We start from the raw sequence: 25,945 nt of genomic DNA, 5'->3' as shown, positions 1-25,945 counted from the left end.
TACGCTGACCGACGTGCTCGCGTCGCAACCGCTTCTCGCCTCGGTGCGGGTGCTCGACCTGTGTGACCAGACGGCAGATGCGGTCAGTCGGCTGCTGGCCGACCTGGGCGCCGACGTTATCAAGATCGAGCCGCCCGGAGGCAGCCCCGCGCGGCACACCCGCCCCGCGCTGGACGGGCTCAGCGTTCCGTTCGCCCTGCACAATGCCAACAAGCGCGGCGTGGTCCTCGACCCCGCCGATGACGCCGACCGGCGGGCGTTTCTCGAGCTGGTCGCCGGTGCGGACATCGTCGTCGACAGCGGAAACCCCGGCCTGGCGGCGGCGTTCGGGACGTCGTGTGCCGTGCTGGCCGACGAGTTTCCGCAGCTGGTCACCATGTCGGTCACCGACTTCGGCGCCTGCGGCCCGAGGGCGTCCTGGCGGGCCACCGACGCCGTGCTGTATGCCATGTGCAGCGCGCTGTCCCGCTCCGGCCCGACCACCGGTATCCCGGTGCTCCCTCCGGACGGTATCGCCTCGGCGACCGCCGCGGTGCAGGCGGCCTGGGCGGTCCTGGTCGCCTATTTCCACCGATTGCGCTGCGGAACGGGCGATTACGTCGACTTTTCCCGATTCGACGCGGTGGTCCTGACCCTGGATCCACCGTTCGGCACCCAGGGGCAGGCCGCCACCGCGCGCAATGCCGCCGAGCGGTGGCGCGGCCGACCCCGAAATCAGGACTCCTATCCGATTTTCGCCTGCCGTGACGGCTACGTCCGCCTGTGCGTCCTGGCGCCGCGCCAGTGGCACGGGATGTGGGCATGGTTGGGGGAGCCGGAGCAGTTCGCAGATCCCCGCTTCGATTCGATCGCAGCGCGTACCAGGGCCTTTGGCGAGTTGAGCCAATTGATGGCCGCGTTGTTCGCCGACAAGACGATGAAGCAGCTGGTCGCCGAGGGCCAGGCACACGGGGTGCCGATCGCCGCCGTGCTGACTCCAGCGCAGGCATTGACCTCCGAGCACCTCGCGGCGGTCGGCGCCCTGGCCGATGCCGAGTTGGCCCCCGGTGTTACCGCCCGGGTACCCGTGGGCTACTGGGTGGTCGACGGTGCCCACGCCGGCTACCGCACTCCGGCGCCCGGGCTCAGCGCCGACGACAGCGCTTGGGAATCACCACGATTCACCCCCGCGGCGACGAGGCGGGTCGCGGACCGGCCGCTGGCGGGTATTCGGGTCCTGGATTTGGGCGTCATCGTCGCCGGCGGGGAATTCAGCCGGCTGTTCGCCGACATGGGCGCTGAGGTCATCAAGATCGAGAGCTCGAGCTATCCCGACGGGCTGCGCCAGAAGGGGCCGGATCAACAGATCAGCGAATCCTTCGCCCGGGCACATCGCAACAATCTCGGCGTGGGGCTGGAGTTGCGCACGGCGGCCGGAGCGGAAGTGTTCAGCCGGCTGGTGTCCGCATCGGACGCCGTGTTCGCGAACTTCAAGCCGGGAACCCTACCGGCACTGGGTTTCTCCTATGAGCGTCTGCGAGAACTCAACCCCGCGGTGGTACTCGCCGAGAGCAGTGCGTTCGGTGACACCGGCCCGTGGAGTACGCGAATGGGTTACGGGCCGCTGGTGCGCGCCACCATCGGGCTCACCCAGCTCTGGACGTCACAGGAGTCCACCGACCCGGCAGCCCGGCACGCCTTCTACGACGCCACGACGATCTTTCCCGACCATGTCGTGGGACGGATCAGCGCAATCGGCGCCCTGGCCGCGCTCATCCGGCGCGAGCGCGATGGTGTCGGCGCCCGTATCCATGTGTCGCAGGCCGAAGCGGTCATCAACCAGCTCGACACCCTCTATGTCACCCTGGCCGCGGTGGCCGGCGGTGCCCAACTCCTCGATCCGGATCCGGCGACCCACCTGGTGTTGCCGTGTGCCGGTGACGACGAATGGTGTGTGGTGTCGATCCGCTCGGATGCCGATCGCCACGCGATCGCGACTGTCACCGGACAGCAGGAGCTGGCCGCCTGGATACGGGACCGGCCACCGATTCGGGCCGCCGAGGCGCTGCAGGCCGCCGGGGTGCCCGCCGGTCCGATGAATCGTGCCGCCGACCTGCACGACGATCCGCAGCTTCGGTCCCGGAAAGTGTTCAGCGACATGGCCCACCCGCTGTTCGCCGTCCCGCTGTCGACCGAGGCGGGGCCGGCACCGTATCGCCATATCCCATCCGCACCGCAGCGCCCGGCGCCGCTTCCCGGTGCCGACACGCGCCAGGTGTGCCGGGACGTTCTGGGCATGGCCAACGGTGACATCGACCAATTGATCGCCGACGGGGTGCTGTTCACCACCGCCGGCGACACCCAGACGACGGGAGCGAGCAGATGAGCACGGCGGCGCAGATCTTCATCGGCGGCCGGTTCCGGATCGCCGAACAGGTGCAGCCGGTGATCGAAGCCGCCACCGGTGAGCCACTGGGCGATGGCGCCAGCGCGACCCACGCCGATATCGATGCGGCGGTGGCGGCGGCCGCGGCCGCGCTGCCCGGCTGGCAGTCCGCCTCGCCGGATCACCGTGCGGAGGTGCTCAGCGCTTTCGCCGCCGCGCTGGACCGGCGCGCCCGCACCACGGACGAATTGGTGACCCGGGAGAACGGCATGCCGATGTCGTTGTCCCGCGGGGCCAATGGCCGGTTCCCGGCCGCGCTGGTGCGCTACTACGCCCAGCTGATCACCGACACGCCGATCGAGGAGATCCGGCCGAGCATGATCGGGCACACCGTAGTGCGCCGGGAGGCGATCGGGGTGGTAGCCGCGATCGTGCCGTGGAACTATCCACAGGCGCTGGCCGCATTCAAGCTGGCGCCGGCACTGGCTGCCGGCTGCACTGTGGTGCTGAAGGCTGCTCCCGAAACAGCTTTGGATGCCCTGGTATTCGCCGAAGCCGCCGCGGAGGCCGGATTGCCGCCCGGCGTGCTGAACATCGTGCCCGGTGGCGCCTCCGCCGGTGCCTACCTGGTGGCCCATCCCGGCGTGGACAAGGTCACCTTCACCGGATCGACCGCTGCCGGGCGCACCATCGGCGAAGTGTGTGGCCGACTGCTCCGCCCGGTCACCCTCGAGCTGGGTGGAAAGTCCGCGGCGATCATCCTCGACGACGCCGACCTCGATGCCACCATCAAGGGACTGCGCACCGCCTCGTTCGTCAACAACGGCCAGACCTGCCACCTCAGTTCGCGGATCCTGGCGCCGCGGTCACGTTACGGCGAGGTAGTGGAGAAGCTCGTCGACATGGTGTCCGCCTTGAAAGTCGGTGACCCACTGGACACCTCGACCGAGATCGGCCCGCTGGTCAGTTCCCGCCAGCGCGATCGGGTGCTCGGCTATATCGAATCGGGCAAGAACAGTTCGGCCAAACTCGTTGCGGGCGGGTCGATCCCAGCCGATCAAGAGCGCGGGTGGTTCGTCTCGCCCACGGTGTTCGCCGACGTCGACAATGCCGATCGCATCGCGCAGGAGGAGATCTTCGGCCCGGTGCTCGCGGTGATCCCGTATGACGGTGACGACGAGGCGATCGCCCTGGCCAACGACAGCGAGTTCGGCCTGGCGGGGACGGTATGGTCCACCGACGACGAGCGGGCCACCGAGGTGGCCAGGGCGGTGCGCACCGGTACCGTCGGCATCAACGACTATCAGCTGGACTTCCGCGCCCCGTTCGGGGGAGTGAAGGCCAGCGGTATCGGCCGGGAGCTGGGGCCGGAAGGGCTCGAGGCGTTCTTCGCCCTCAAGTCGATCTACCGGGTCGGCCCGGCCGACGCGTGAGTGTCCGGCGGATTTATCCGCCGGTTCCGATGCAGCCGACACCGTCGATGCAGCCACCGCCGCCATTGGGTCCACCACCGCCGCTACCGACGCCGGGGATCGACCCGCTGCCGCCACCGGGTCCGCCGCTACCGGTCGGGCCGCCCGGGATGGCGCCACCTCCGCCGTTGGCATCCCCGCCACCGCTGATGCCGCCGGGTGCGGTCGTCGTCGCTGTGCTGGCCGGGGCCGTCGAGGTCACCTCGACGCTGACCGACGGGGTGGTCGTCGTCGAACTCGACGTCTCGCCGGAACCGCCGTTGCCACCGCATCCGACGGCCAAACTCAGCACTGCAGCTCCGCCGACGAATGTCATCGTGGCTCGGGAAATCCGTTTCGGTCCGAAAGGCATGCGGCCCTCACTTCCTTGTTTGGGGACGAGTTCGCTTACCCAGCTGGGGGAGAAGCAAATCCTTTGGGGTGCGATCGACCGGTTTGAGCCCGTGTACCGAGATGACCTAGTCGAGCGAATCCCAGAATGTGGTCAGGGCCTGCGCCGCCCGCGCCGGATCCTGCAGCATCCACCAGTGCCCGAGCCCGTCGAGCACCTCGGTGCGGGCCCCGGCTTCCCCGGCCGCCGCGCGCCGCTGCTCGACGCTGCCGACGAAATGGTCCTCGGTGGCCAGCAGGGACAACCCCGGACGCGCAGTGGCGTTGGCCAGCATCCGGCCCGCCTCGGCGACCGCCGGCTGAGCGGCCGAGCGGTATAGCGCCAGGATCGCCCGGCCCATCTCCGGGCCCTGTGCCAGCGCCAGTTCGGTGGCGACGGCGTCGGAGATGCCCAACGTCGTCATCTGGGCGACCCGGTCCTCGAAGGGGCCGCCGACCATCGCCTCGACCAGTTCTTCTCCGGCGCCCGGGGTTTGCCACACCTGGGCCATGTCGTGCCACACGTAGTCGGGATGCATCACGCCCAGAATGTCACTGGCCCAGCTACGCACCAGTTCCGGGCGGTGCATCACGACGTTGAGCACGTGCCCGCCGCCCCAGTCGTGGCCGACCACGTCGACTGGGGTGTCGAAGCGTTCCAGCTCGGCCTCCAGCCAGTCCCGGTAAGCCACCATCGTCGCCGGGAAGTCCTCGGGTAGCGGGGCACCGAATCCGGGTGGGGACAACCGCACAACGTCGTCGCGCCCGAGTGTCTCGACCAGCGAGCCCCAGATCACCTCGGTCTCCGGATTGCCGTGTACCAGAACGACCGTCATGGCGACATCCTGGCATGCTCGACGGCGACGGCGGGAGGCACCCGTCGGGCTGCCGGCATCGCGATGCTACGTTTTGACGGGCGTCAAACCGGACAACGCCGCCGCGACTATGGAAGGGACCGTCGATGGATGCTCGGACGCCGGTCCTGGTCGGCGCGGGTCAGGTCAATCAACGCGACGACGAACTGCAGGTCGAGCCGGTCGACCTGATGGTCGCCGCCGCGCGGGAGGCCGCCGACCCGCGGGTGCTGCAGGCCGTCGACGCGATCCGGGTGGTCAACCTGCTCTCATGGCGCTACCGCGATCCCGGAGCGCTGTTGGGGCAGCGGATCGGCGCCGCCGACGCCGCGACCCGCTACACCGGGGTCGGCGGCAACACCCCGCAGTCGCTGGTGAACCAGGCGTGCCTGGATATCCAGGACGGTCGCGCCGACGTCGTCCTGCTGGCCGGGGGTGAATCCTGGCGCACTCGAATGCGTTTGCGCGCCAAGGGAATCAAACCGGACTGGACCCGCCAGGACGACACGGTGCCGGTGCCGCCGGGCGGCGAGGACGTCCCGATGTCGGGCCCGGCCGAGGATCGCATCGGGCTCGATCGCCCTGCGTTCGTCTATCCGCTGTTCGAGCAGGCATTGCGGATCGCCAACGGCGAGACCGTCGACGAGCATCAGCACCGGATCGCCGCGCTGTGGGCGCGGTTCAGCGAGGTGGCCGCGGCCAACCCGCACGCGTGGAGCCGCCAGCCCCGCAGCGCCGAGCAGATCGGGCAGCCCAGCTCGGACAACCGGATGATCAGCTGGCCCTATCCGAAGCTGATGAACTCCAACAACATGGTCAACCAGGCCGCCGTCGTCGTCCTGTGCTCCGTTGAGAAGGCGACCTACCTCCAGATCCCGCGTGATCAGTGGGTCTTTCCGTACTCCGGCACCGATTCTCACGACACCTACGCCGTCGCCGAACGCCACGAACTGCACCGGTCCCCGGCGATCCGGATCGCCGGCCGCCGCGCGCTCGAACTGGCCGGCATCGGTGTCGACGATCTCGACCACATCGACGTGTATTCGTGTTTCCCGTCGGCGGTTCAGGTGGCCGCCCATGAGCTCGGGTTGCCCACCGACGACCCTGGGCGGCCGTTGACGGTCACCGGCGGGCTGACCTTCGCCGGTGGCCCGTGGAACAACTACGTCATGCACTCCATCGCCACGATGGCCGGGCTGTTGCGCGCCAACCCGGCCGCCCACGGCCTGATCACCGCCAACGGCGGCTACCTCACCAAGCACAGCTTCGGGGTCTACAGCGCCACCCCGCCGCCGGCCGCGTTCCGCTGGGAGGACGTCCAGCCGGCGGTGGACCGCGAGCCCACCCGAACGGCCCTGGTCGAGTGGGAGGGGGACGGGACCGTGGAGTCCTGGACCACACCGTTCGACCGCGACGGCCGCCCGCAAAAAACGTTCCTCGCGGTGCGGACCGGCGATGATGCCCGCGCGCTCGCCCTCATCGACGATCCCGAAGCGGCCGCGGTGACCGTGGCCGACGACATCGCCGGAGCCAAGGTGCGGGTGCACGTCGACGGTCGGGCCACCCTCGCCTGACCTTGTCGGGCAGCGGCCAAAGGTCGATAATTTCCCGGGGACCTGCCTATTCTCGTCGGAGCGGGACGGGGGAAATGGGGCCTGGCATGCGGATCTTGCTCACCGAGGTCACCGGAGAGCTGGGTCGCGCCCTCGCCGAAAGTTTGCTGGCGGCCGGCCATCAGGTCCACGGCATCGCCGAACGACCCCACCGTGACCTCGATCCCGGCGTCGATTTCTTCTGCGCCGCCCTGACCCACCCGGTCCTGTACCCGTTGGCCCAGAAGGCCGACGTGGTCGTTCTTCTGCCCCCCGCGGGCCGGGATGCGATTCGCTCCGCCGAAGTCGCCCGCGTCTGCGACGCGGCCGCGCGGGGCGGTTCGCGGATCGTATTCCCGTCACTGGCGCTGCTCGCACCGCGCTCGTGGCAGCAAGCCGAAGACCTGGTCAGCACGGGATGGGCGCCGAACCTCGTCGTGCGGATCGCGGCGCCGGTGGGCCGGCAGGCCGACGCGCTGGTCTGCCGGTCGGTGGCCGCGCTGCTCGAGGTCGGCGCCGGCGCGGTGCCGCATGTGCTGCACGTCGATGACCTGATCCGATTCCTGGTCGCCGCCGTCGGCACCGACCGCACCGGCGTGGTCGACCTCGCGACCGCCGACTCGATCACGGCCGTCGCGGCGCAGCAGGTCCTCGGCGGTGCCGACCCGCGGCCGAAAGTACGCGGTGTGCCCGGTTGGCCTCAGCTGTGCCCGCCGATGGACCTGGCCGCCCTGCCCACTGTGTGGGGATTCGAATGCGGTTGGGGTGCAACCGATGCCGTAGCCGACACGGTACGTGGGTTGGAAGGCCGCAAAGTCGGCCCCGACGGGGCGGTCGCCGCGCCCGGACGAATCCCGATGCCGGTCGCGAATGTGCCCAGAGCGGGCGGCCCGAACCTGGTCGGCGCGGCATTCGACGGTGCCGACGGAGAATTCGACGACCGCATCGACCCGCGGTTCGCAGAGTTCGTCGTGACTCCACTGCAGGACGCCACCGCCGAACCGCTCAGCCCGATGTCGCTGGATGTGCACCTGACCGGACTGCGCGCCGCCGGACGGACGCTGTCGCAGCTGCTGGATTTGCGCGACCCGGTGGCCGGCGAATGGGAGAGCAGGCTGTTCGCCGTGTTCGGTCACCGGGTCTATCTCGGCTCGTCGGCCCTGGCCGCCGCCGAACCTCGACTCCCGGTCCGGGCGGCCGGCCTGTCCCGCCGACTTCGTGCCCCGGCGGGCCGGCCTGGTGTCGCTCCCGGACGGCTGGTGTCGATCACCGGCGCCATGTCGACGACCCGCTTGATCTCTTCGGCGCGGATGTACGGCAGGCACCTGCGGGCCTACCGTGCGGACTCCGATGCCGAGCGGCGCGGCCCCGCCAGGTTCGGTGTGCTGCACGACGCCCAGCTTGCGGCGCGAATCCGGTTGTTGCGCAGTCGAGTCCACGAAGGGTGGGTCCTGACCGCGCTCGCCGTGCTGCTCGCCGAGGTGGCCCCGGCGCAGCTGGACGGCGCGGGTGAGACGGTGAGCATTCGATCCGAGATCGATTCTCTGGCGCGTGTGCTGCGTGCGCACCCCTATGCGCGGACCGCGCTGGAGTCCGGCGATGTGGCAGCCGCGCGCGCCGCGGCGCCGATGTTGGCCACCGCGTTCGACACCGTGCTGGCTCATATCGGCCACCGCGGGCCGGGGGCCGCCGAGCTGGCGGCGCCGGTGTTGGCCGACAATCCGGACGCCCTCCTCGCCGCAGCCGAACGGGTTCCGGGTTCGCATGTGCACGACGAGGAGCCGAAAATGCCAGGCGCGCAGGCATGTCGGGTGTCGGCGTATGACACCACCCTGCGCTTCACCCATCAATTGCGATTGGCGGTGCGGGAATTGGGCGCTCGCCTGGTGGCCGAGGACATGCTGGCGGGACGTGATGACATCTACTACCTGACCCTCGAAGAGGCCTTGGCCTCGCCCGCCGACAGCCGGTTGCGCGTGAAACGTCGCGTCGCCGAGCGGGAACGGTTGCAGGCCGTCCGGCCGCCCGCCGTGATCGATACCCGATGGCGGGCGGTCGTCGCCCCTGATCCCGCCCGGGTCGCCGAGGAACTGCGCGGCACGAGCGTGGTTCCCGGCATAGTCGAGGGCGCCATCCGGGTGGTTGACTCGGCCGCCGAGGTGGGACTGCAGGCCGGCGAGATCGCGGTCATCTGCTCCGCCGACGTCGAACCCGTCGCGCTGCTGGGCGCACCCGCAGCCGTGCTGACCGACGGTGGATCGGTACTGGCCGACGCGTCGATGATCGGTGTGCCGTGGGTCGCCGGTATCGGCGACTGCGCGCTGAGGCTGCGCACCGGTATGCGGGTCCGCGTCGACGGGTCGGCCGGCCTGGTCACCGTGCTCGCCCCGGACGGCGAGCCCACGGCGCGGCTGGTCGCCGCCGAGGCGCGGTCCTGAGCTCGTCGTGACCCGGTATACCGTGGCCCGGTGATGTCGCGGACGATCGCGGGCCTCTCGGCGTTGTGGTGGGTGCTGATCGTGGTGCCGGCCCTGGTCGGCGCCCGAATGCTCGACCAGGCGGGCAGTGGGCCGGCCACCGGCTGGGTGCTCGGGGTGTGGCTCGCCGGTTATGTCGCGCAGTTCGTGGTGTTCCTGATGATGTCGCGTCGGGCGCCGCTGCCGGTGCTGCCGGGATGGATCATCTCGTCGGTGGTGCCGTGGGCCGCGGACTGGACAGCTCCGCTGTCGCCGTGGTGGCTCGGGGTCTGGACGGCCGTCGTCCTCGGTTATGCGAGCTGGCTGGTGGTCGCGGTGTCGCGGGTGGATCGGCTGCGCCGCGACGGCGTACGGGGCGCCGGCATCGTGCTCGCGGTGATCCGGCCCATGTTCAACGTCGTGGTCAACAAGGACGCCGGCCGGCGCGTCCTGCGGCTGAGAATTGAACGATCCGACGGTGCGCCACCTTACGAGGCGCAGCTGACCGGCACGTTCACCCTCGGCGAGGTTCCCGAGCCGGACGATCGGGTGGCGGTCCGCGTCGATCCGGGCCGGCCAAACCATGTCGAGCTGATCGACGACGAGCCCGTCCTGCGGGCCGCTCCACAACCCACCGATCTCGAGCCCGATGTCGCCGAACGGCTGCAGATGTTGAAGACCATGCGGGATCGCGGCGACCTCACCGAAGCCGAATTCGCAACGGCCCGAGAGCGACTGCTCGCTCCGTGACGGACAGGGCTACGCGCGCACCGAGCAGACCTGATCGCGCACGCCGTCGTCGAGGGTGATCCGCACCAGGGCCGCGGCCAGCGGCGCGATCGTGCGACCGGTGAGTGCGGCCAGCTTGGCCGCGTCGCGGGGCAGTCCGAGAGCGTCCGCGCCGGCCAGCGCCCGCTTGTCGAAATATGGCCGCACCCAGGGCCACAGATCCTGCACCTCGCGCAGGAAGATGTCGGCGCCGGTGTCGCCGATGCCGTTGAACTGTTTGAGCAACAGCTTCGCGGCCCGCACGTCGGGTTTGGCGAGCCGGGCCAGCATTCGAAGGTCACCGCGGTAGTCCTTGTCGACCCGGGTGGCGAGGTCAATCAGCCGAGACGCCGAACTCTCGTCATAGCGGACATAGTGCGCCCGGCCGAACGCCGCGATCATCGTGGGCCGGTCAGCGGCGAGCACCGCACGCGGCGTGCGCAGGCCGGCCCGGAACAGCTCCCGTGCGGCCCGGGTGGCGATCGCGGCGTCGATGGGTTTGCTGGCCAGCATGCACAGCACCAACAGCTGGAACAGCGGCATCGGGGCGTCCCGCAGGGTGATCCCCGCTTCAGCGGCGTACGTGGTGCCAGCGTGCCGGCGAAGCCGCTGTACGAGGTTCCGAGCCTCTGGATCATCCATCTGGCACCCGATACCCGCGAGACGCGCCCGACTAAACGGGCCGCTACTTCGGCGGCAGGGATTTTGCGTGGTCGGCGCCGCGGACGACCCAGCTTCGCAGTTGGCGCGTCGTTCGCAGGCCACCGTCATCGACCCGAACCCAGCCGCGGGTTTCGCGCCCGGCCATCACCATGGGCTCGACGTGGTCGCGGGCCAGCAGACCGGCGGTGTCCTCGGGCGGTACCCGCACCATCAGGCCGCCGTGCCCGCTGGCCACCACCGCCATGTTCCCGTTGATCAGGAACGCCAACCCGCCGAACATCCGCTTCTCGACGACACCCCGTTCGGCGGCCAACGCTTCCCGCAGGCGATTCGCCAGGTCTTCGTCGTAGGCCATGCGATGTTTCCTACCACGCCCAGCAGACGCAGAATCGCACAAATCCATGCGGATCCGCGCGATTCTGCGTCTGGTCGCGGGAATCTACGCCGCGGCGGCTTGCGCCTGGGGCTCCAGCGCCTGGGCCACGATGTCGGCGACATCGATCATCGGCTTGACCGTCAGCGCCTCGAGCACCTCGGCCGGAACGTCGTCCAGATCGGCCTCGTTGCGTTGCGGGATGAAAACCGTCGACAGTCCGGCGCGTCCCGCGGCCAGCAGCTTCTGCTTGACACCGCCGATGGGCAGCACCCGGCCGTTCAGGGTGACCTCGCCGGTCATCCCGACATCCGAGCGGACCTGCCGCCCGGTGGCCATGGACACCAGCGCGGTCACCATGGTCACCCCGGCGGACGGACCGTCCTTCGGCACCGCCCCGGCCGGCACGTGCACGTGGATCTTGCGGTCCAGCGCCGCGGGCTCCACACCCAGTTGCCGGGCATGCGAACGGACGTAGGACAGCGCGATCTGCGCCGACTCCTTCATCACATCGCCCAGCTGGCCGGTCAGCTGCAAGCTCGGCTCACCGTCGACCGCGCCGGCCTCGATGTAGAGCACATCGCCACCCAGACCTGTGACGGCCAAGCCGGTGGCGACGCCCGGCACCGCGGTGCGTTCGGCGGACTCCGGGGTGAACCGGGGCCGGCCGAGGTACTCGACCAGGTCGGGTTCGTCGATCACGATCGGTTCGGGTTGTTCGGCCAGCTTGGTGGTCACTTTCCGCATCGCCTTGGCCAGCAGCCGCTCGAACTGACGCACACCGGGTTCACGGGTGTAGTCCGCGGCGATCTTGCGCAGCGCAGCATCGGTGACGGTGACCTCCTCAGGGGTCAGCGCGGCGCGATCGCGCTGACGAGGCAACAGGTAGTCACGGGCGATGGCGACCTTGTCGTCCTCGGTGTAACCGTCGATGGTCACCAACTCCATGCGGTCCAGCAGCGCGGAGGGAATGTTCTCGATCACGTTGGCCGTGGCCAGGAACACCACGTCGGACAGGTCCAGATCCAGATCCAGATAGTGGTCCCGGAAGGTGTGGTTCTGGGCCGGATCCAAGACCTCGAGCAGCGCGGCACCGGGGTCGCCGCGGTAGTCCGAGCCGACCTTGTCGATCTCGTCGAGCAGGACGACCGGGTTCATCGAGCCGGCCTCGCCGATCGCCCGGACGATGCGACCGGGCAGCGCGCCGACGTATGTCCTTCGGTGGCCGCGGATCTCGGCCTCGTCGCGCACACCGCCCAGCGCCACGCGGACGAACTTGCGGCCCAGCGCGCGGGCGACGCTCTCACCCAGCGACGTCTTTCCGACGCCGGGCGGACCGGCCAGCACCATCACCGCACCCGAGCCGCGGCCGCCGACGACCTGCAGACCTCGTTGGGCACGACGGGCGCGCACAGCCAGGTATTCCACGATCCGGTCCTTGACGTCGTCCAACCCGTGGTGGTCGGCGTCGAGCACCTCCCGGGCCGCGTTCAGGTCCGTCGAGTCCTCGGTGCGGGAGTTCCACGGCAGGTCCAGCACGGTGTCCAGCCAGGTCCGAATCCAGCCGCCCTCGGGGCTCTGCTCGCTGGAGCGTTCCAGCTTGCCGACCTCGCGCAGCGCGGCCTCACGAACCTTGTCTGGCAGGTCGGCGGCCTCGATGCGGGAACGGTAGTCATCTGTGTTTTCCCCGCCCTCGGGACTCAGTTCCCCGAGCTCCTTGCGGATGGCATTGAGCTGTTGGCGCAGCAGAAACTCCTTCTGCGTCTTCTCCATGCCTTCGCGGACGTCCTCGGCGATCTTGTCGCTGACCTCCACCTCGGCGAGGTGTTCGGCGGTCCAGTCGATCAGCAGTCGGAGCCGGTGGTCGACATCTTCGGTTTCGAGCAGCTGCCGCTTGTGGATGTCGGACAGATAGGACGCGTAGCCGGCCGTGTCGGCCAGTGCCGAAGGGTCGGTGATCTTGTTGACCACGTCGACGATCTGCCACGCCTCGCGGCGCTGCAGCATCGCCAGCAGCAGTTTCTTGTACTCCGCGGCCAGTGTCTTGGTCTCGTCGGTGACCTCGGGCTCGGTCACTTCCTCCACCAAGACCCACGGCGCCGGGCCGGGGCCGGTGGTTCCCGACCCGATATGGGCCCGGCCCTCACCCCGCACGACGGCAGCGGCACCGCCGCCCGGAATACGGCCCACCTGCACTATCGACGCCAGCACGCCATAGGTGGGGTAGCGATCGTCCAGGCGCGGCGCGATCAGCAGCTGGCCGGAGTCCGTCGCTTGGGCCGCGTCGACCGCAGCCCGGGCGGCCTCGTCGAGCGTGATCGGCACCACCATTCCGGGCAGCACGATCGGGTCGCTAAGGAAAAGCACGGGCACGGGACGCCGCGCTGTGTTGGCTTCAGCCATCAATCCTCCAAAGTTAAGTCTGATCGACTCAACCTAGGGGACCCTTGCTTTGTTCCCCAGCGCCGTCGCGCAACGCAGTGCGCCTGCCGCCGGAGGGCGACAGGCGCACTGGTGTGCTGCGAGGATCAGCCGGCGGTCGGGGTGGCCCCCAGGGTCCGCTGCATATCCGGGATCATCTGCTGAAGCTGCTGTCCCCAGTAGCCCCAGCTGTGGGTTCCGTTCGCCGGGAAGTTGAACACGCCGTTGCGTCCACCGGCCGCCAGGTAGTTGTCCATGAAGGTCTTGTTGGTGCGCAATGTGAAGCCTTCGAGGAACTGGGCTGCCATCAGGTTGCCGCCGCCACCGGAGGTGTCCAGATCCGACGGCGTACCGGTGCCGCAGTAGATCCAGATCCGGGTGTTGTTGGCGACCAGCTGGTTGATGTTGACCATCGGGTCGTTGCGCCGCCAGGCCGGATCGGATGACGGGCCCCACATGCTCTGCGCGTTGTAGCCGCCCGCATCGTTCATCGCCAGCCCGATCAGCATCGGCCACCAGCCCTCGGACGGGTTCAGGAAGCCCGACAGCGATGCGGCGTAGACGTACTGCTGCGGGTGATAGATCGAGTAGGTCAGCGACGCGCTACCGGCCATCGACAGACCGACGACGGCATTGCCGTTGGGGTCGACGCCGTAGTTGGCCTGCAGGTAGGCCGGCAACTCCTGGGTCATGAACGTTTCCCACTTGTAGGTGTAGTTCTGACCATTGCCCTGCGACGGCTGATACCAGTCGGTGTAGAAGCTCGACTGGCCACCGACCGGCATGACGGTGGACAGGCCCGAGCCGTACAGCCACTCGAACGCCGGGGTGTTGATGTCCCAGCCGTTGTAGTCGTCCTGGGCCCGCAGACCGTCGAGCAGGTACACCGCGTGCGGCCCACCGCCCTGGAACTGGATACGGATGTTGCGCCCCATCGACGCCGACGGGACATCAAGGTAGAGAACCGGCAACCCCGGCTTGGAGAAGGCGGCCGCGGTCGCCGACCCGCCGACAACGCCGATAAGGCCGGGCAGAAAGAGTGCGGCCACGAAGGCTGCGGCCAGGCGGCGCAACCAAGTGCCTCGCATCATCTCGACGATCTTCATGACGGAAACCATCACCTTTCGTACGCGTTTCACAGCGGAGAAGTGCTGTGCGCCGGTAGCTAATCACGCGCACCACCCTGGGCCCGGTACGCGCGTCGGTGCGCCAAGTCGCGGTTCGCTAACGATCGGGAGTCGCGCCGGACTCGGGATCATCGTTCCGCCAACGACTTTGAATCAGTCGTCAATAACGGGACGATCACGCCGGGGCAACGATACGGTTGAAGTATGGACGACCCTTTCGATCTGCAGCGCTTCGTCGATGCCCAGGATGGGGTCTACGAGCGGGTGATCACCGAGTTGCGTGCCGGCGCCAAACGCGGCCACTGGATCTGGTTCATCTTTCCTCAGCTTTCTGCGCTTGGAAAAAGCTCTACGGCAAAGCGTTTCGGTATCAGGTCGCTGGCAGAGGCGCAGGCTTACCTGGCACATCCGGTGCTCGGAGCGCGGCTGCGTGACTGTGCCCGCTTGGTGGTGGCCATCGAAGACTTCTCGATCGAAGAGATCTTCGGCTGGCCGGACAACCTCAAGGTGTGCTCATCGATGACCTTGTTCGCCCGGGCCACCACGGACAATGCTGATTTCCTGGCGGTTCTGGATGCCTTCTACGGCGGGCAGCAGGACCCGCGGACCCTGGAGCTGCTCTAACCGGGACGCAGCACCAGCCAGCCCTGCGGCGGGACCACCACCTCGCTGACGATCTCCGCCGGTGGTGCCGCCGTGCCGCCCACCAGCTGCGCCTGGTTGCCGGTGAGCTCCGCCACCGGTAGGCGCATCGGCGCGTCGTCGATGTTTAGCGCGACGATCAGTGCGTCGTCGCCGTCCCGACTCTCGTACGCATAGAATCGGTTGTCCAGTTGCAGCGCAGTGGTTTTCGCCCGGTGCAGCCATGGGTTCCGCCTGCGCAATCCGATCAGGTACCGGTGCAGGTTCAGAGTCTCGCGACCGGTGGCGTCGGGCTGGGGTGCCGCGGTGCCGAACTCGGGCCGGACCGCGTCGTCACCGCCGGCCCGCTCTTCCTTGACGCCGTGGTATCCGAATTCGTCACCGGCATAGATGGTGGGCACGCCGCCGGTGGTGAACAGCAGCACCAGGGCGTGTGCCACATGCTCGGGTCGTCGCAACTGGCTCGCGATACGTGTGACGTCATGATTCCCGACGAATGTCATCGGGGCGAAGTGCGACAGAAAGTCGTTGTGCCGCTGCAGCGCCCAGTCCAGCTCGTGGAAGTTTCCGTCATTGAGGCCGCTCCAGATCGCCTTCCACAGCTCATACTGCGTCACCGAGTCGACACCGGAACCGGCGACGAACGCGGTGTAGTCGCCGTGGATCACCTCGGCCACGAACCAGGCGTCGGGATGGGGGTCGCGGACCCGGGGGAGCACGTCCGCCCAGAACGCCTCCGGTACCGCGTAGGCGGCGTCGAGCCGCCAGCCGTCGGCACCGCGGCCGAGCCAATGGTTCATCACGTCGGCGGTGTAGTCGATGACCGCCGGGTTGCGATGGTTGAGGGTGACCAGCTCGCTGTGCCCTTCGAAGGTGTGGAATCGGCCCGGGCGGCCGCGGAACCACCCGACCGAATCGGCGTCACCGTCGTCGATGGCGCGGCGATACCGGCCGAAATCCGTTCCGACATGATTGAACACGCCGTCCAGCAACACACGCAGCCCGCGCCGGTGGGCCTCGGCGACCAAGTGGTCGAAGTCGGCCTCGTCGCCCAGGCGCGGATCGATGCGGTAGTGGTCGGTGGTGTCGTAGCCGTGGGTGCGAGAGGCGAAGATCGGGCCCAGCGCGATGCCCGAGGTGCCGAGCTCGACCGCGTGGTCGAGCCAGTCGACAATGCGCGTCAGCCGATGCTCGCCGGGCGCCGGTGGCTTGGCGGCGGGGAAGGCGCCGACGAAACCCAGTGGATAGAGGTGCCACCAGATCGCGTGGCGTATCCAGGCCGGCTCGCTCATGGCCGGAACTTCGCGGCGTAGAGGGCCATCACCTCGTCACGGTACTGCGCGGCCGGTCCGTCGACCGTCAGCTGCGGGGCGATGGCGCTGATCGGCAGTGTCGCCACCGGCGGCAACGGGGCCCGCCAGTCGGCGAGCCACCTGCTCAGCTGCGCACTGGCCACGGCAAACACGATGCGGCCCAGGCCAACCCACGCGTGTGCGGCGGAACACATCGGGCAGTGCTCACCGGAGGTGTAGACCGTGGCGCGGGCGCGCTGGTCGGGGGACAGGTGGGCCGCCGCCCACTGTGCGATCGCCAGCTCGGGATGTGCGGTCGCATCGCCGCCGGCCACGTGATTGTGGTCCTCGAACAGGATGCGACCGTCGGCGTCGACGAGGAGGGAACCGAACGGCTCGTCACCGGCCGCCACGGCGGCCCGGGCGAGCTCGACGCAGCGCCCGAGTCGGCGGATGTCCTGGTCGTCGAGCGCCATGTTGTCCCACTTTACGCACGGCGCCTCTTGCGCAGCAGCCGCGACGGATCCACTGCCGGGCCCGGCCGTCCGCGGGCCAGCGGATAGCAGGCCAGTCCGACCAACAGGGCGGTCAGGTGGCCGACCTGGGTGAACGTGGGGTGCAGAACGATCACCGCGAGAACGGCCCCGCCCGCCACGACAACCAGATAGAGCCAGCGACACGGTCGTGCGATGTGGTAGGTCAACAGCCCGATGATGCCGACGACGACGTAGCTGACCCCGATGTCACGGGCATTGAGATACCTCGGCGACACCGCTGCCTCCTGGATCTGCCAGTAGAGGAAGCCCTCACTGCAGTAGGTCGACACGACATGGGCGGTCAGTCCGGCGATCACGAAGCGCGCCGAACCCAACCAGCGTTCGGCCGGCGCCAGGAAGGCACCGAACACCAGGACGTAGGGCCACCAGACAAAACCGTCGATCCACAGCAGGCTGGTGATCAGCACCCGGATCGGATCGGAGGCCAGGTGGTGCAGGTTGGTGGAGTCTTTGTGCAGCAACGACAACAGGTGCCAGCGGGGCAGCAGGTGCGCCACGGCGGTGGTCAAGAACAGCACCGTCAGCCACCCGAACGTCACCGGTGCGGAACGGACGAACTGCGCGATCCGCTGCGGCCAGCCGCCGCCCCGTGCGGTGACCGTCGCGGCTTGTTCTGAGCCGTCGTGCACGTGTTGAGGTTACGTCGGGCCGGACCGGCTCAGCGGCAGCAATCCTCGTCGAAGACCTCCAACCGGCAAGCGCACGACGCCAAGATCGGCACGTCGGCGCGAGCCTTGGCCAGTTCGAGCTGGCGCCCGATGATCACCGCCTCGTCGCTGCGTCCGAGCCGTTGCAGGCATTCGTGGTAGCCGTGCAGGCTCCACACGTTGCCGGGATGCTGGCAAGGCCGGCTCAGGGTCGGATCCAGCCCGAGGTCGGCGGCATACACCGCAGCGGCCTCCTCGAGCTTCCCCTGCTCCATCAGCAGCGCACCGTAGGCGTGCCGGGTGGGCTGCATCCAGCCCCAGGGCTCGTCGTAGGGCAGGTTGTCGTCCAGTGTGATCGCGCGGCGCAGGTGCTCGAATGCATCCTCGAAATCGCCTTTGCGGTAGGCGATCTCACCATCGAGCATGGCCGCGGCGACGGCGAGGATGTCGCGGCTGGTGTTGTTGAACAGGTACCGCGATTCCGGAACCCGGGCGTAGGCCCGCGTGAACGCCTCACGTTCGGCGGTGGCCTGCGTCAGCTGTCCCTTGGCGGCGTGTGCGACACCACGCCCGTAATGGATGGTCGCCGTTGTGCTGCAGTACAAATCGGGATCGTCGGGGATCGGCTCGGCGATCAGTTCGTCCCATCGGCCGAACCGGATCAGCACGTGCATCCGCAGCGGGACGAACGCCTCCAGCCAGTCGGCCATCGGCGGGGATTCGATGGACAGTAGCTCGGCGGTCAGCTGTCCGGACAACTCGTCGGCGGCCTGCAGCGCGATCTGTGACTGACCGGCGAACATCGCCGAGTAGACGATGAAGTGCAGATCATGCGCCCGGTAGAGCGAGTAGAAGTTCAGCGGCCCCGCATGTTCGACGAAGCGCCGGTCGGCGGCCACCGCGGACTGGTTGGCCAGAACCGAGTCCCGGTAGTGCCCGCACAGCACGTCGATGTGCGATGGCATGTGCTGCAGATGGCCTGCGTCGGGGACCAATCCGCGCAGCAGGTCGGCGGCGGGCAGCGCGTCCTCGGGGTGCGCCGACATCTCCATCGCATGGATGTAGAGGTGCAGCACACCGGGATGGGCACGACCGGCATCGGTGCTCAACGCCCGGTCCATCAGCCGTTTGGCCTCCACGATCCGCGAACCCGGGGCGGGTTCACCGGTTGTGGTGTCCCACAACGCCCATGCGGTGAGGTTGACCAGCGCGTCGGCGGCCAGAGCCTGCACGTCGACGTCGTCGGGATAGGCCTGCGCCAGTTCGGTCATGGTGTCCGCGTAGGCGACGTGCCCGGCCGCCAACGCCTCGGCGTCCTCGGGATCGTCGGTGGGGAATCGGGTGGCCAGCGCCGTGATGAGCGCCCGCTCGACGGCGCTGGCGCGGCCGTTGGCGGCCAGGTCCAGTTCCATCCGGGCTCGGGCCAGGGAAGCCGCGAGATCAACCGGGTCGAAGGCGTCCCATGCCTTGTTGTAGTTGGGGCCCCACGGCATAGGCGATGCCCCAGCGGGCGATCGCGAGGTCGGCGTCGGCGGCCAGGGCACGCTCGAAGCATCCGATCGCCTCCTCGTGATTGAAGGCGTAGGCCCACACCAGTCCGCGGTCGAACCAGACCTGTGCCCGCGGCGAGGGGGTGTCGACGGGCCGGTGGTAATCCCCGAGGTCGTAGTACGGCTCGATGTCGTCGAGCGGAACCGCCATGCCGTTCAGCCTAGGTTAGTGCGGCAGGTCCGGATACCGTTGCTACCGAGCCGAACGAAAGGGTGCCCACCGTGATTCGCTGCGTGCGTTTGTTCACCGGAGCCGACGAGCAGTCCCACGTCCAGATCGGCCGTCTCGATCTCGCGCCCGGGCGCAACGACGACCAGGTGTCGGTTGCGATGTCCTCGACCCGGGTCACGGCGGAGGAGACCGCCGCCGGCGGAACGCTGGCCTGGCACACCGCGCCGGCGCGCCAGCTCGTCGTGACGCTCGCCGGAACCCTGCTGTTCACCACCCGCGACGGGGAGGAATTCACCTTGGCGCCCGGCGATGTGCTGCTGGCCGAGGACACCGTCGGGTCCGGTCACCAGTGGCGTCTGGTGGACACCGATCCGTGGCGGCGGATCTACATCGTGCTCGCCGACGGCGCCGAGGTCCCCTTCGTCGCGGATTAGTTGTCCCCACGACCAGACGCAAACGCCCCGAAAAACCCGGCGCGTCGGGAACGTTTACGTCTGCTGGCGCAAGAAAGGTCAGTGGCCGGCGACGATGTCCGCCTCGTCGACAGTGACGGGCTCATTGGCGGCGGGCAGCATCGAATACCCCAAGCACGCCACCGCGAAGAACAGATAGCCCAGTGCCACTTGAGGATTCGCTGCCCAGGCGATCTCGGGCGCATGGATCAGTCCGATGAACGACAGCACCGCGGCCACCACCGAGGCCAGCGCGGCGTAGCGGAACTTCTTCTCCAGGATGAAGGTGACCATGGTGCCCAGCAGCAGGCCGACCAGGATGGCGCCCTCGCCGAGGGTTTGCAGCCCGTCGTAGACCACGCCGGCGCCGCCCAGTGCGTCCATGCCGACCTCGGTGGCCGACGTCCCGGCGGCGTTCAAAGCGCTGTCGATGAGGCCGCTGGCCCACTGGGCGAGGTTGGGCAGCAGCGCGGCGACGACCGCCACCGCATGCAGCCGGGGCACGGCCTGAAACGCCTGCGCCCCGATCAGCAGACCGATGTAGAGCAGGATCGGCACAATCGCCGGCACTGGCAGCAGGGTGGCCAGCACCCCGAACAGGCCCAGGAAGCACAGCAGCCCGATGACCACGCCGCTGGCCAGTGAGTAGCCGGCCCGGCCGCCGGCCTCCTTCCAGCCGGGGTGGCCGATGTAGACCGCGGGCGGGAAGGGTGAGCCGAATGCCGACCCGACCACCGCACCGGCACCGTCGGCGATCAGCACGCTGCGCAGGTTGTAGTTGTCCCCGGCGGCCGCTGCACTTTCCACGTTGCTCATCGCCTCGGTGAAGTTGTAGACGCCCAGCGGGATCGCGGTGCCCAGCAGTGGGGCCAGGTGCGCCAGGCCAGACCACAGCAGGTCGACCCGCAGGTCGGGGATGCCGATCGCGATGTCGGAGACGGCCTGGCCGACATCGGGTGCCGACATGAAACCGCCGATCCAGCCGATCGCGGTGCCGACCAGCAGCGCCACCAGCCCGACCGGGATGTTGCCCGGCAGTTTCACGTCAGTGAAGAAGCCGATCAGGATGATCGCCAGCACTGGCAGACCGATCCACGCCGCCTCCCACATCTGGGCGGCCGGGCGCATGGAGATGAACGTGATCGAGATGCCGGCCAGGGTGCCTAGCATCGCCGCGCGAGGAGTGAGCTTACGGATATAGGGGCCGACGAACCCGCCGATGATGACGATGACGCCGATCATGAACGCCCAGGCCAGACCGGACTGCCAGGCCTGGACCGCATCCTTGGTGGCCAGATACACCGGCAGCATGACCACGAAGACCACGATGAACATGTGCGGCACGCTCGGGCCGTACGGCAGCGCGGTCACGTCGGTGCGGTTCTCTTTCCGTGCGAGCCGCCGCGCCAGGAACGTGTAGTAGAGGTTGCCCAGCACCAGGGCCACACCGAGGGCTGGCAGCACAGTGCCCAGCACATCGCCGGCGGGCATCTTGATCACGCCGATCATCAGCGTGGTCAGGGTCAGGACGTTGACCAGAATGTTGAAGCCGAGCCCGAAGAACGCGTTGAGATCACCTCGGGTCCACCACGGAATCTTCAACTCACTCGGGACCGGCGGTGCGGGTTCGGTGACGTCGGTGCTCATCGACAGACCTCCTGGAGCGTCGGGACGGCGGGGCGCGACCCGAGCCGACTACGCCGTCGCTGTCCGTCGCTATCTGGAGATTCTCGACGCCCGCATTCCATCCAGGGAACGGCCGTGTGTCAATCGTGTTAGCCGCCATCCGGGACCACGGTTCGACAGCGTCTCAGCACCGTGCTCTAGTGCTGGAGTGCTGGAATTCACCGTCGCGGATCTGTCCGCCGAGGACATCGAGCGGCTGCGGGCGACCTACGAGCCGCTGGCCATCTCGGTGCGGGAGCTGGTCGACGCGACGATCCGCACCGAGGTGGACGCCGAGACCGTCGCAGCAGTGAGGGCCGACATCGACGCGGCGACCGCCCGGTTGCGCGACAAGCAGATCGACGGTGCCTTCGGTGTCCGGCGGACCACCACCGGGCAGAGCATGAGTTGGGGCAATGCCGTCATCGGGTTGCGCAACGCGAGTGCTCCGCCGCTGGTGATCCACCGCGACGACGATGGCCGGCGGTGGACCGACTTCCATCTCGGTGCGGCCTTCGAGGGCCCGCCAGGACACGTCCACGGCGGGGTGTCGGCGCTTGTCCTCGACCATGTGCTGGGCGAGGCCGCCAGCCCGGACGGCAAGCCGCGCTTCACCGGCAGCATCACCGTGCGATATCTGCGGGCCACGCCGTTAGGGCCGCTGCATTCGGAAGCGGCGATCACCCGCGTTGACGGTGTGAAAACCTATGTTTCGGGCCATATTTCCGACGCCGAGGGCATCACTGTGGAGGCCGAGGGGGTGTTCATCACCCCGCGCTGGCTCCGCGACTGACGCTACTGCTTGCCCATCGCCAGCTTCAGCCGGTCCGCCGGTGTGATCAGGTGATCGTGGTCGTCATCGCCGATGTCGATCTGCACCCAGTCGATGCGCCCGGTGAAGGTGTTGCCGGTCGGCCCGTAGTCCGGCGAGGCCGGTGAGCCGGTGTCGCGCCCGACGTCGCAGGCCTCGTCGGCGGAGAAGCCCATCGGAATGGTGGCCTCGACTCGCCCGGATCCGACCGGCTTTCCGTCGTGGTACAGGGTCACCGTACCGCCCTTGGCCAAACCGCCGCCGTCGTAGGCGAATTCCATCCGAACCTGATGTTCACCGGCCGGCAGCGGTGAGTCGGCGCAGACGAAGAAGTAGTGGATGCCGAAGAAGTTGTAGCAGTACTTCAGGTACCCGTCGTGAGCGTAGAGCGCCCAGCCGCCGACTTGTCCGCCCTGGGTGACGATCACCCCGGCGGCCCCTGACTCGGGGACGACGACATCGGCGGTCACCGAGTGTGACTTGTTCTTGATGTTGAGCACGCAGCCCTCGGCGACGCGCATGCCGTCGAAGAGCAGCTGCCTGGTGCCGCGGATGAGTTGGGGGCGGCCGGCGATGTCGGGGTTGATCCGCTCGAAGGACCGGTCGTCGAGCGGTACGACGTTGTACTTGGTCGCTTCGATCAGCCAAAGCCGTTGCAGCTCAGCGAGTTTCTCCGGCTGCTCGGCAGCCAGGTTGTGCGCCTGGCTCCAGTCCTCGGGACCATAGAGCTCCCAGAGGTCGGCGTCAAAGGCCGGCGGCGTGTCGGCCTTCCACGGGGTGCGGTGCTTGGTGCACGCTGTCCAGCCGTTGTGATAGATGCCCCGGTTGCCCATGATCTCGAAGTACTGCACGAGGTGCGATTCGGCCGAGCCCGCATCGCGCAGCGTCGGCAGCATACTGACGCCCTCCAGCGGAGCCTGCTGGATTCCGTTGACACTCAACGGTGCCGGAAGTCCGGCCGCCTCGAGGATGGTGGGGACGACGTCGATGACATGGTGGAACTGATCTCGTGTGGCGTCGGAATCGGACAGGCCGCCGGGCCAGTGCACGATGGTCCCGTTGCGGGTGCCACCCCAGTGCGAGGCCACCTGCTTGGTCCATTGGTACGGAGTGCACAGCGCGTGCGCCCAGCCCACCGCGTAGTGGTTGTAGGCGTCGGGGGTGCCGAAGTCGTCGATCTTCGACAGCAGGAACTCGGTGGTCTCGATGCCTGCCATGCCGTTGAGGACGGCCATCTCGTTGAAGCAGCCGACCGGGGTGCCTTCCGCCGACGCGCCGTTGTCGCCGATGATGTAGTAGATCAGGGTGTCGTCCAGCACGCCGAGGTCCTCGAGCGCGTCGACCACCCGCCCCACTTCGTGGTCGGTCTGTTCCAGGAAGCCGGCGTAGATTTCCATCTGTCTGGCCAACACCGGCTTGAGTTCGTCGGACATCGCGTCCCACGCCGGGATTTCGTCGTGGCGCACTGTCAGCTCGGCGTCCTCGGGGATCACGTCCAGCTGTTTCTGCCGAGTGAAGATGTTCTCCCGCAGGATATCCCAGCCCTGATCGAACTGGCCTCGATACTTGTCCGACCACGCCGCGGGTACGTGGTGCGGGGCGTGGGTGGCACCGGGGGCGAAGTACATGAAGAACGGCTTGTCGGGCATCAATGCCTTCTGCTGGCGCACCCAGGTGATCGCGTGGTCAGCGAGGTCCTCGGTGAGCGTGTAGCCCTCCTCCGGGGTGCGGGGCGGCTCAACCGGTGTCGTTCCCTCGTAGAGCCCCGGGTAGTACTGGTTGGCCTCGCCGCCGATGAATCCGTAGAAGTACTCGAAACCCGACCCGGTCGGCCACTGGTGGAACGGTCCTACCGGCGACACTTCCCAGACCGGCACTTCGTGGCACTTGCCGAACTGTGCGGTCGAGTATCCGTTGAGCCGTAGCGTCTCGGCGACCGGCGCTTTGTCCTTGGGCCGGATGCTGCTGTTGCCGGGCGCGGAGGTGGCCATCTCGGTGATGGCACCCATGCCGACCGAGTGGTGGTTGCGTCCGGTCAGCAGCGCCTGGCGGGTGGGGGAGCACAGTGCCGTTGTGTGGAAGCGGTTGAGCTTCAAACCGTTTCCGGCGAGCCGCTCGGCGATCGGCGTGTTGCACGGTCCGCCGAAGGCGGAGGAGGCGGCGAACCCGACGTCGTCGATGAGCACGATCAGTACGTTCGGAGCGCCCTTCGGTGGCCGCAGCGTGGTGATCGGCGGGTAGCTGGTGTTGGGATCCTTGGCGTCGTAGGTGGTCAACCCGACGTACTTGGTGTCGGGGATGGGGAGATACTCGCGCGCCAGGTGTGGTTCGGGAGGGATCACCGGGGCAGCGGAGACCGCCTTGGCGGGCTTGGTCTTGCTGGTGTGCGACGAGGATTTCGCCATCTCGGTCCTCCCTGACGATGCGGCGGGCCCAGCCTACGCCGCATACCTTGCTGACAAGTGGGATCGACGTGCTGCCGAACACGGCCCGCCGGGTAGGTTCGGCGCCATGGAGAAGGTCATAGTCACACTGCGCAGTGATACCGCCGATGACGAGTGGGCCGAACAGCTGTGCGGCCCGGTGGCACACGAACTGCTTGCGCTGGGCCTGCCCGGGTTGACGGTCAACGTCCGCGACGCCGACGTGCGCGACTCTCTGATGACATTGACGACGCTGGACCCGCCGGTGCAGGCGTTGGTCAGCATGTGGACCCAGCAGTACTACGGCGATCAGCTCCTGATGGCTCTGGAGCTGCTCGGCCACCTGGGCGACTACATCGCCGCCTACCTGGTGACGGAGTCGGCTCCGTTGCCGCCACCGCCGGCACCGCCCGGTGCGCGCTCGCCCGGATTGGCGAATATGGCGCTGCTGCGGCGGCCCGCCGAGATGGACGAGCGCACCTGGTTGTCGCGCTGGCACGGCAACCACACACCGGTGGCGATCGCCACCCAGTCGACCTTCGGCTACGTACAGAACTACGTGGTGCGCGCGCTCACCGAGGATGCGCCCGTGATCAACGCGATCGTCGAGGAGTTGTTTCCCATCGAGGCGGTCGGCAGCCTGCATGCGTTCTTCGGCGCCGCCGATGACGCCGACCTGCAGAATCGGATGGAGCAGATGGTCGCCAGCACAGCGGCATTCGGGGCCAACGTCAATATCGATGCAGTGCCCACCAGCCGCTACCTCTATCGCAGCCCCTTCCAGGACGGGCCGACATGACCACACTGGACGAGGCCGTCGCGCTGGCGCACGCCGACCGCGGCCTGGCGGTGGTCGCGACGCTGCGCGCCGACAACACCATCCAGGCCTCCCTGATCAACGCCGGGATCCTGCCGCACCCGGCCACCGGTGAGCCGGTGCTGGCATTCGTCACCTATGGGCGGGTCAAGCTGGCGAATCTGCGAGCGCGCCCCACGGTCACCCTGACGTTCCGCGACGGCTGGCGATGGGCGACGGTGGAGGGCCACGCCGAGATCGCGGGTCCCGACGACCGACCCGCGTGGCTGGGCGGGCCGGAGCGGCTCCGGCAGTTGCTGCGCGATGTGTTCACCGCGTGCGGTGGCACCCACGACAACTGGGCCGAATATGACCAGACGATGACCGAGGAGGCCCGGGTCGCCGTCCTGGTTGCGCCGACCCGGGTCTACGGCAACGGTTAGCTGCACCGGCTGTCTACCTGCAACGAATCGGCAGG

21 protein-coding genes and 1 pseudogene are annotated in these 25,945 nt (G+C 68.3%); 10 read left to right on the top strand and 12 right to left on the bottom strand.

The features are described from left to right. Positions 1-13: 13 nt before the first annotated feature. Both ORI27_RS05075 and ORI27_RS05070 read left to right on the top strand, forming a co-directional pair. Complete coding sequence (locus ORI27_RS05075; protein WP_265995458.1) at positions 14-2,365, top strand: CoA transferase; 2,352 nt, start codon at positions 14-16, stop codon at positions 2,363-2,365. Continuing rightward, positions 2,362-3,798, top strand: coding sequence for an aldehyde dehydrogenase (locus ORI27_RS05070; protein ID WP_265995457.1), 1,437 nt, complete (start codon positions 2,362-2,364; stop codon positions 3,796-3,798). Before ORI27_RS05075 ends, ORI27_RS05070 begins: the two co-directional genes overlap by 4 nt. A gap of 13 nt (positions 3,799-3,811) precedes the next feature. On the opposite strand, the gene ORI27_RS05065 is transcribed toward ORI27_RS05070, so the two are convergent. Together ORI27_RS05065 and ORI27_RS05060 are read right to left on the bottom strand one after the other, a co-directional pair. Beyond that, on the bottom strand, positions 3,812-4,189 hold the full coding sequence (locus tag ORI27_RS05065; RefSeq protein ID WP_265995456.1) for a hypothetical protein: 378 nt from the start codon (positions 4,187-4,189) through the stop codon (positions 3,812-3,814). Between the two features lie 106 nt (positions 4,190-4,295). Further along, positions 4,296-5,042, bottom strand: coding sequence for an alpha/beta fold hydrolase (locus ORI27_RS05060; RefSeq protein WP_265995455.1), 747 nt, complete (start codon positions 5,040-5,042; stop codon positions 4,296-4,298). Positions 5,043-5,167: 125 nt separating this feature from the next. Here ORI27_RS05060 and ORI27_RS05055 point away from each other — a divergent pair, with 125 nt between their 5' ends. From ORI27_RS05055 to ORI27_RS05045, 3 genes are all read left to right on the top strand, one after another. Next, positions 5,168-6,634 (top strand): acetyl-CoA acetyltransferase, encoded by a 1,467-nt coding sequence (locus ORI27_RS05055; protein WP_265995454.1) that lies wholly within the window; start codon positions 5,168-5,170, stop codon positions 6,632-6,634. A gap of 86 nt (positions 6,635-6,720) precedes the next feature. After that, the gene (locus ORI27_RS05050; protein WP_265995453.1) at positions 6,721-9,090 is read left to right on the top strand and encodes a hypothetical protein; all 2,370 of its coding nucleotides are present in this window, start codon (positions 6,721-6,723) and stop codon (positions 9,088-9,090) included. A gap of 33 nt (positions 9,091-9,123) precedes the next feature. Next, positions 9,124-9,858 (top strand): SHOCT domain-containing protein, encoded by a 735-nt coding sequence (locus tag ORI27_RS05045; protein WP_265995659.1) that lies wholly within the window; start codon positions 9,124-9,126, stop codon positions 9,856-9,858. Positions 9,859-9,867: 9 nt separating this feature from the next. On the opposite strand, the gene ORI27_RS05040 is transcribed toward ORI27_RS05045, so the two are convergent. The 4 genes from ORI27_RS05040 to ORI27_RS05025 form a co-directional block, all read right to left on the bottom strand. After that, entirely contained in the window at positions 9,868-10,518 is a 651-nt protein-coding gene (locus ORI27_RS05040) for an endonuclease (RefSeq protein ID WP_265995452.1), read from the bottom strand. 43 nt (positions 10,519-10,561) lie between these two features. Continuing rightward, positions 10,562-10,894 carry a TfoX/Sxy family protein gene (locus tag ORI27_RS05035; RefSeq protein ID WP_265995451.1) on the bottom strand — a complete coding sequence of 111 codons (333 nt, stop codon included), beginning with the start codon at positions 10,892-10,894 and terminating at the stop codon, positions 10,562-10,564. An 84-nt stretch (positions 10,895-10,978) separates the two neighbouring features. After that, positions 10,979-13,315 (bottom strand): endopeptidase La, encoded by a 2,337-nt coding sequence (lon, locus tag ORI27_RS05030; protein ID WP_265995450.1) that lies wholly within the window; start codon positions 13,313-13,315, stop codon positions 10,979-10,981. A gap of 125 nt (positions 13,316-13,440) precedes the next feature. Continuing rightward, positions 13,441-14,439 (bottom strand): esterase family protein, encoded by a 999-nt coding sequence (locus ORI27_RS05025; protein ID WP_265995449.1) that lies wholly within the window; start codon positions 14,437-14,439, stop codon positions 13,441-13,443. A gap of 225 nt (positions 14,440-14,664) precedes the next feature. Between ORI27_RS05025 and ORI27_RS05020 the strand changes: the two genes are divergently transcribed. Next, positions 14,665-15,084, top strand: a complete 420-nt coding sequence (locus tag ORI27_RS05020; RefSeq protein WP_265995448.1) for a DUF1810 domain-containing protein — start codon at positions 14,665-14,667, stop codon at positions 15,082-15,084. Here the strand turns inward: ORI27_RS05020 and ORI27_RS05015 are convergent. The 4 genes and pseudogenes from ORI27_RS05015 to ORI27_RS05000 form a co-directional block, all read right to left on the bottom strand. Then, on the bottom strand, positions 15,081-16,394 hold the full coding sequence (locus ORI27_RS05015; protein WP_265995447.1) for an alpha-amylase family glycosyl hydrolase: 1,314 nt from the start codon (positions 16,392-16,394) through the stop codon (positions 15,081-15,083). The two genes, ORI27_RS05020 and ORI27_RS05015, sit on opposite strands and share 4 nt — an antisense overlap. Beyond that, on the bottom strand, positions 16,391-16,870 hold the full coding sequence (locus ORI27_RS05010; protein ID WP_265995446.1) for a nucleoside deaminase: 480 nt from the start codon (positions 16,868-16,870) through the stop codon (positions 16,391-16,393). Before ORI27_RS05010 ends, ORI27_RS05015 begins: the two co-directional genes overlap by 4 nt. Before the next feature lie 11 nt (positions 16,871-16,881). Then, complete coding sequence (locus tag ORI27_RS05005) at positions 16,882-17,580, bottom strand: rhomboid-like protein (RefSeq protein WP_265995445.1); 699 nt, start codon at positions 17,578-17,580, stop codon at positions 16,882-16,884. Positions 17,581-17,609: 29 nt separating this feature from the next. Further along, positions 17,610-19,299, bottom strand: a pseudogene (locus ORI27_RS05000) (hypothetical protein). Between the two features lie 83 nt (positions 19,300-19,382). Here ORI27_RS05000 and ORI27_RS04995 point away from each other — a divergent pair. Continuing rightward, positions 19,383-19,754 carry a cupin domain-containing protein gene (locus ORI27_RS04995; protein WP_407666218.1) on the top strand — a complete coding sequence of 124 codons (372 nt, stop codon included), beginning with the start codon at positions 19,383-19,385 and terminating at the stop codon, positions 19,752-19,754. Between the two features lie 78 nt (positions 19,755-19,832). Here the strand turns inward: ORI27_RS04995 and ORI27_RS04990 are convergent, their stop codons facing one another. Further along, positions 19,833-21,419, bottom strand: a complete 1,587-nt coding sequence (locus ORI27_RS04990; protein WP_265995444.1) for a SulP family inorganic anion transporter — start codon at positions 21,417-21,419, stop codon at positions 19,833-19,835. 187 nt (positions 21,420-21,606) lie between these two features. Between ORI27_RS04990 and ORI27_RS04985 the strand changes: the two genes are divergently transcribed. Beyond that, positions 21,607-22,230, top strand: a complete 624-nt coding sequence (locus ORI27_RS04985) for a PaaI family thioesterase (RefSeq protein ID WP_265995443.1) — start codon at positions 21,607-21,609, stop codon at positions 22,228-22,230. A gap of 2 nt (positions 22,231-22,232) precedes the next feature. On the opposite strand, the gene ORI27_RS04980 is transcribed toward ORI27_RS04985, so the two are convergent. Continuing rightward, positions 22,233-24,653 carry an arylsulfatase gene (locus ORI27_RS04980; protein ID WP_265995441.1) on the bottom strand — a complete coding sequence of 807 codons (2,421 nt, stop codon included), beginning with the start codon at positions 24,651-24,653 and terminating at the stop codon, positions 22,233-22,235. Between the two features lie 106 nt (positions 24,654-24,759). On the opposite strand from ORI27_RS04980, the gene ORI27_RS04975 reads away from it, so the two are divergent. Then, the gene (locus tag ORI27_RS04975; RefSeq protein ID WP_265995440.1) at positions 24,760-25,470 is read left to right on the top strand and encodes an EthD domain-containing protein; all 711 of its coding nucleotides are present in this window, start codon (positions 24,760-24,762) and stop codon (positions 25,468-25,470) included. Then, a complete protein-coding gene (locus tag ORI27_RS04970) occupies positions 25,467-25,910 on the top strand; it encodes a TIGR03618 family F420-dependent PPOX class oxidoreductase (protein ID WP_265995439.1) in 444 nt (147 codons plus the stop codon). Before ORI27_RS04975 ends, ORI27_RS04970 begins: the two co-directional genes overlap by 4 nt. The last annotated feature ends 35 nt before the right edge of the window (positions 25,911-25,945 follow it).

Source organism: Mycobacterium pinniadriaticum (genome assembly GCF_026242045.1).
Classification (GTDB): domain Bacteria; phylum Actinomycetota; class Actinomycetes; order Mycobacteriales; family Mycobacteriaceae; genus Mycobacterium; species Mycobacterium pinniadriaticum.
This window is presented reverse-complemented; position numbering and strand designations above follow the sequence as displayed.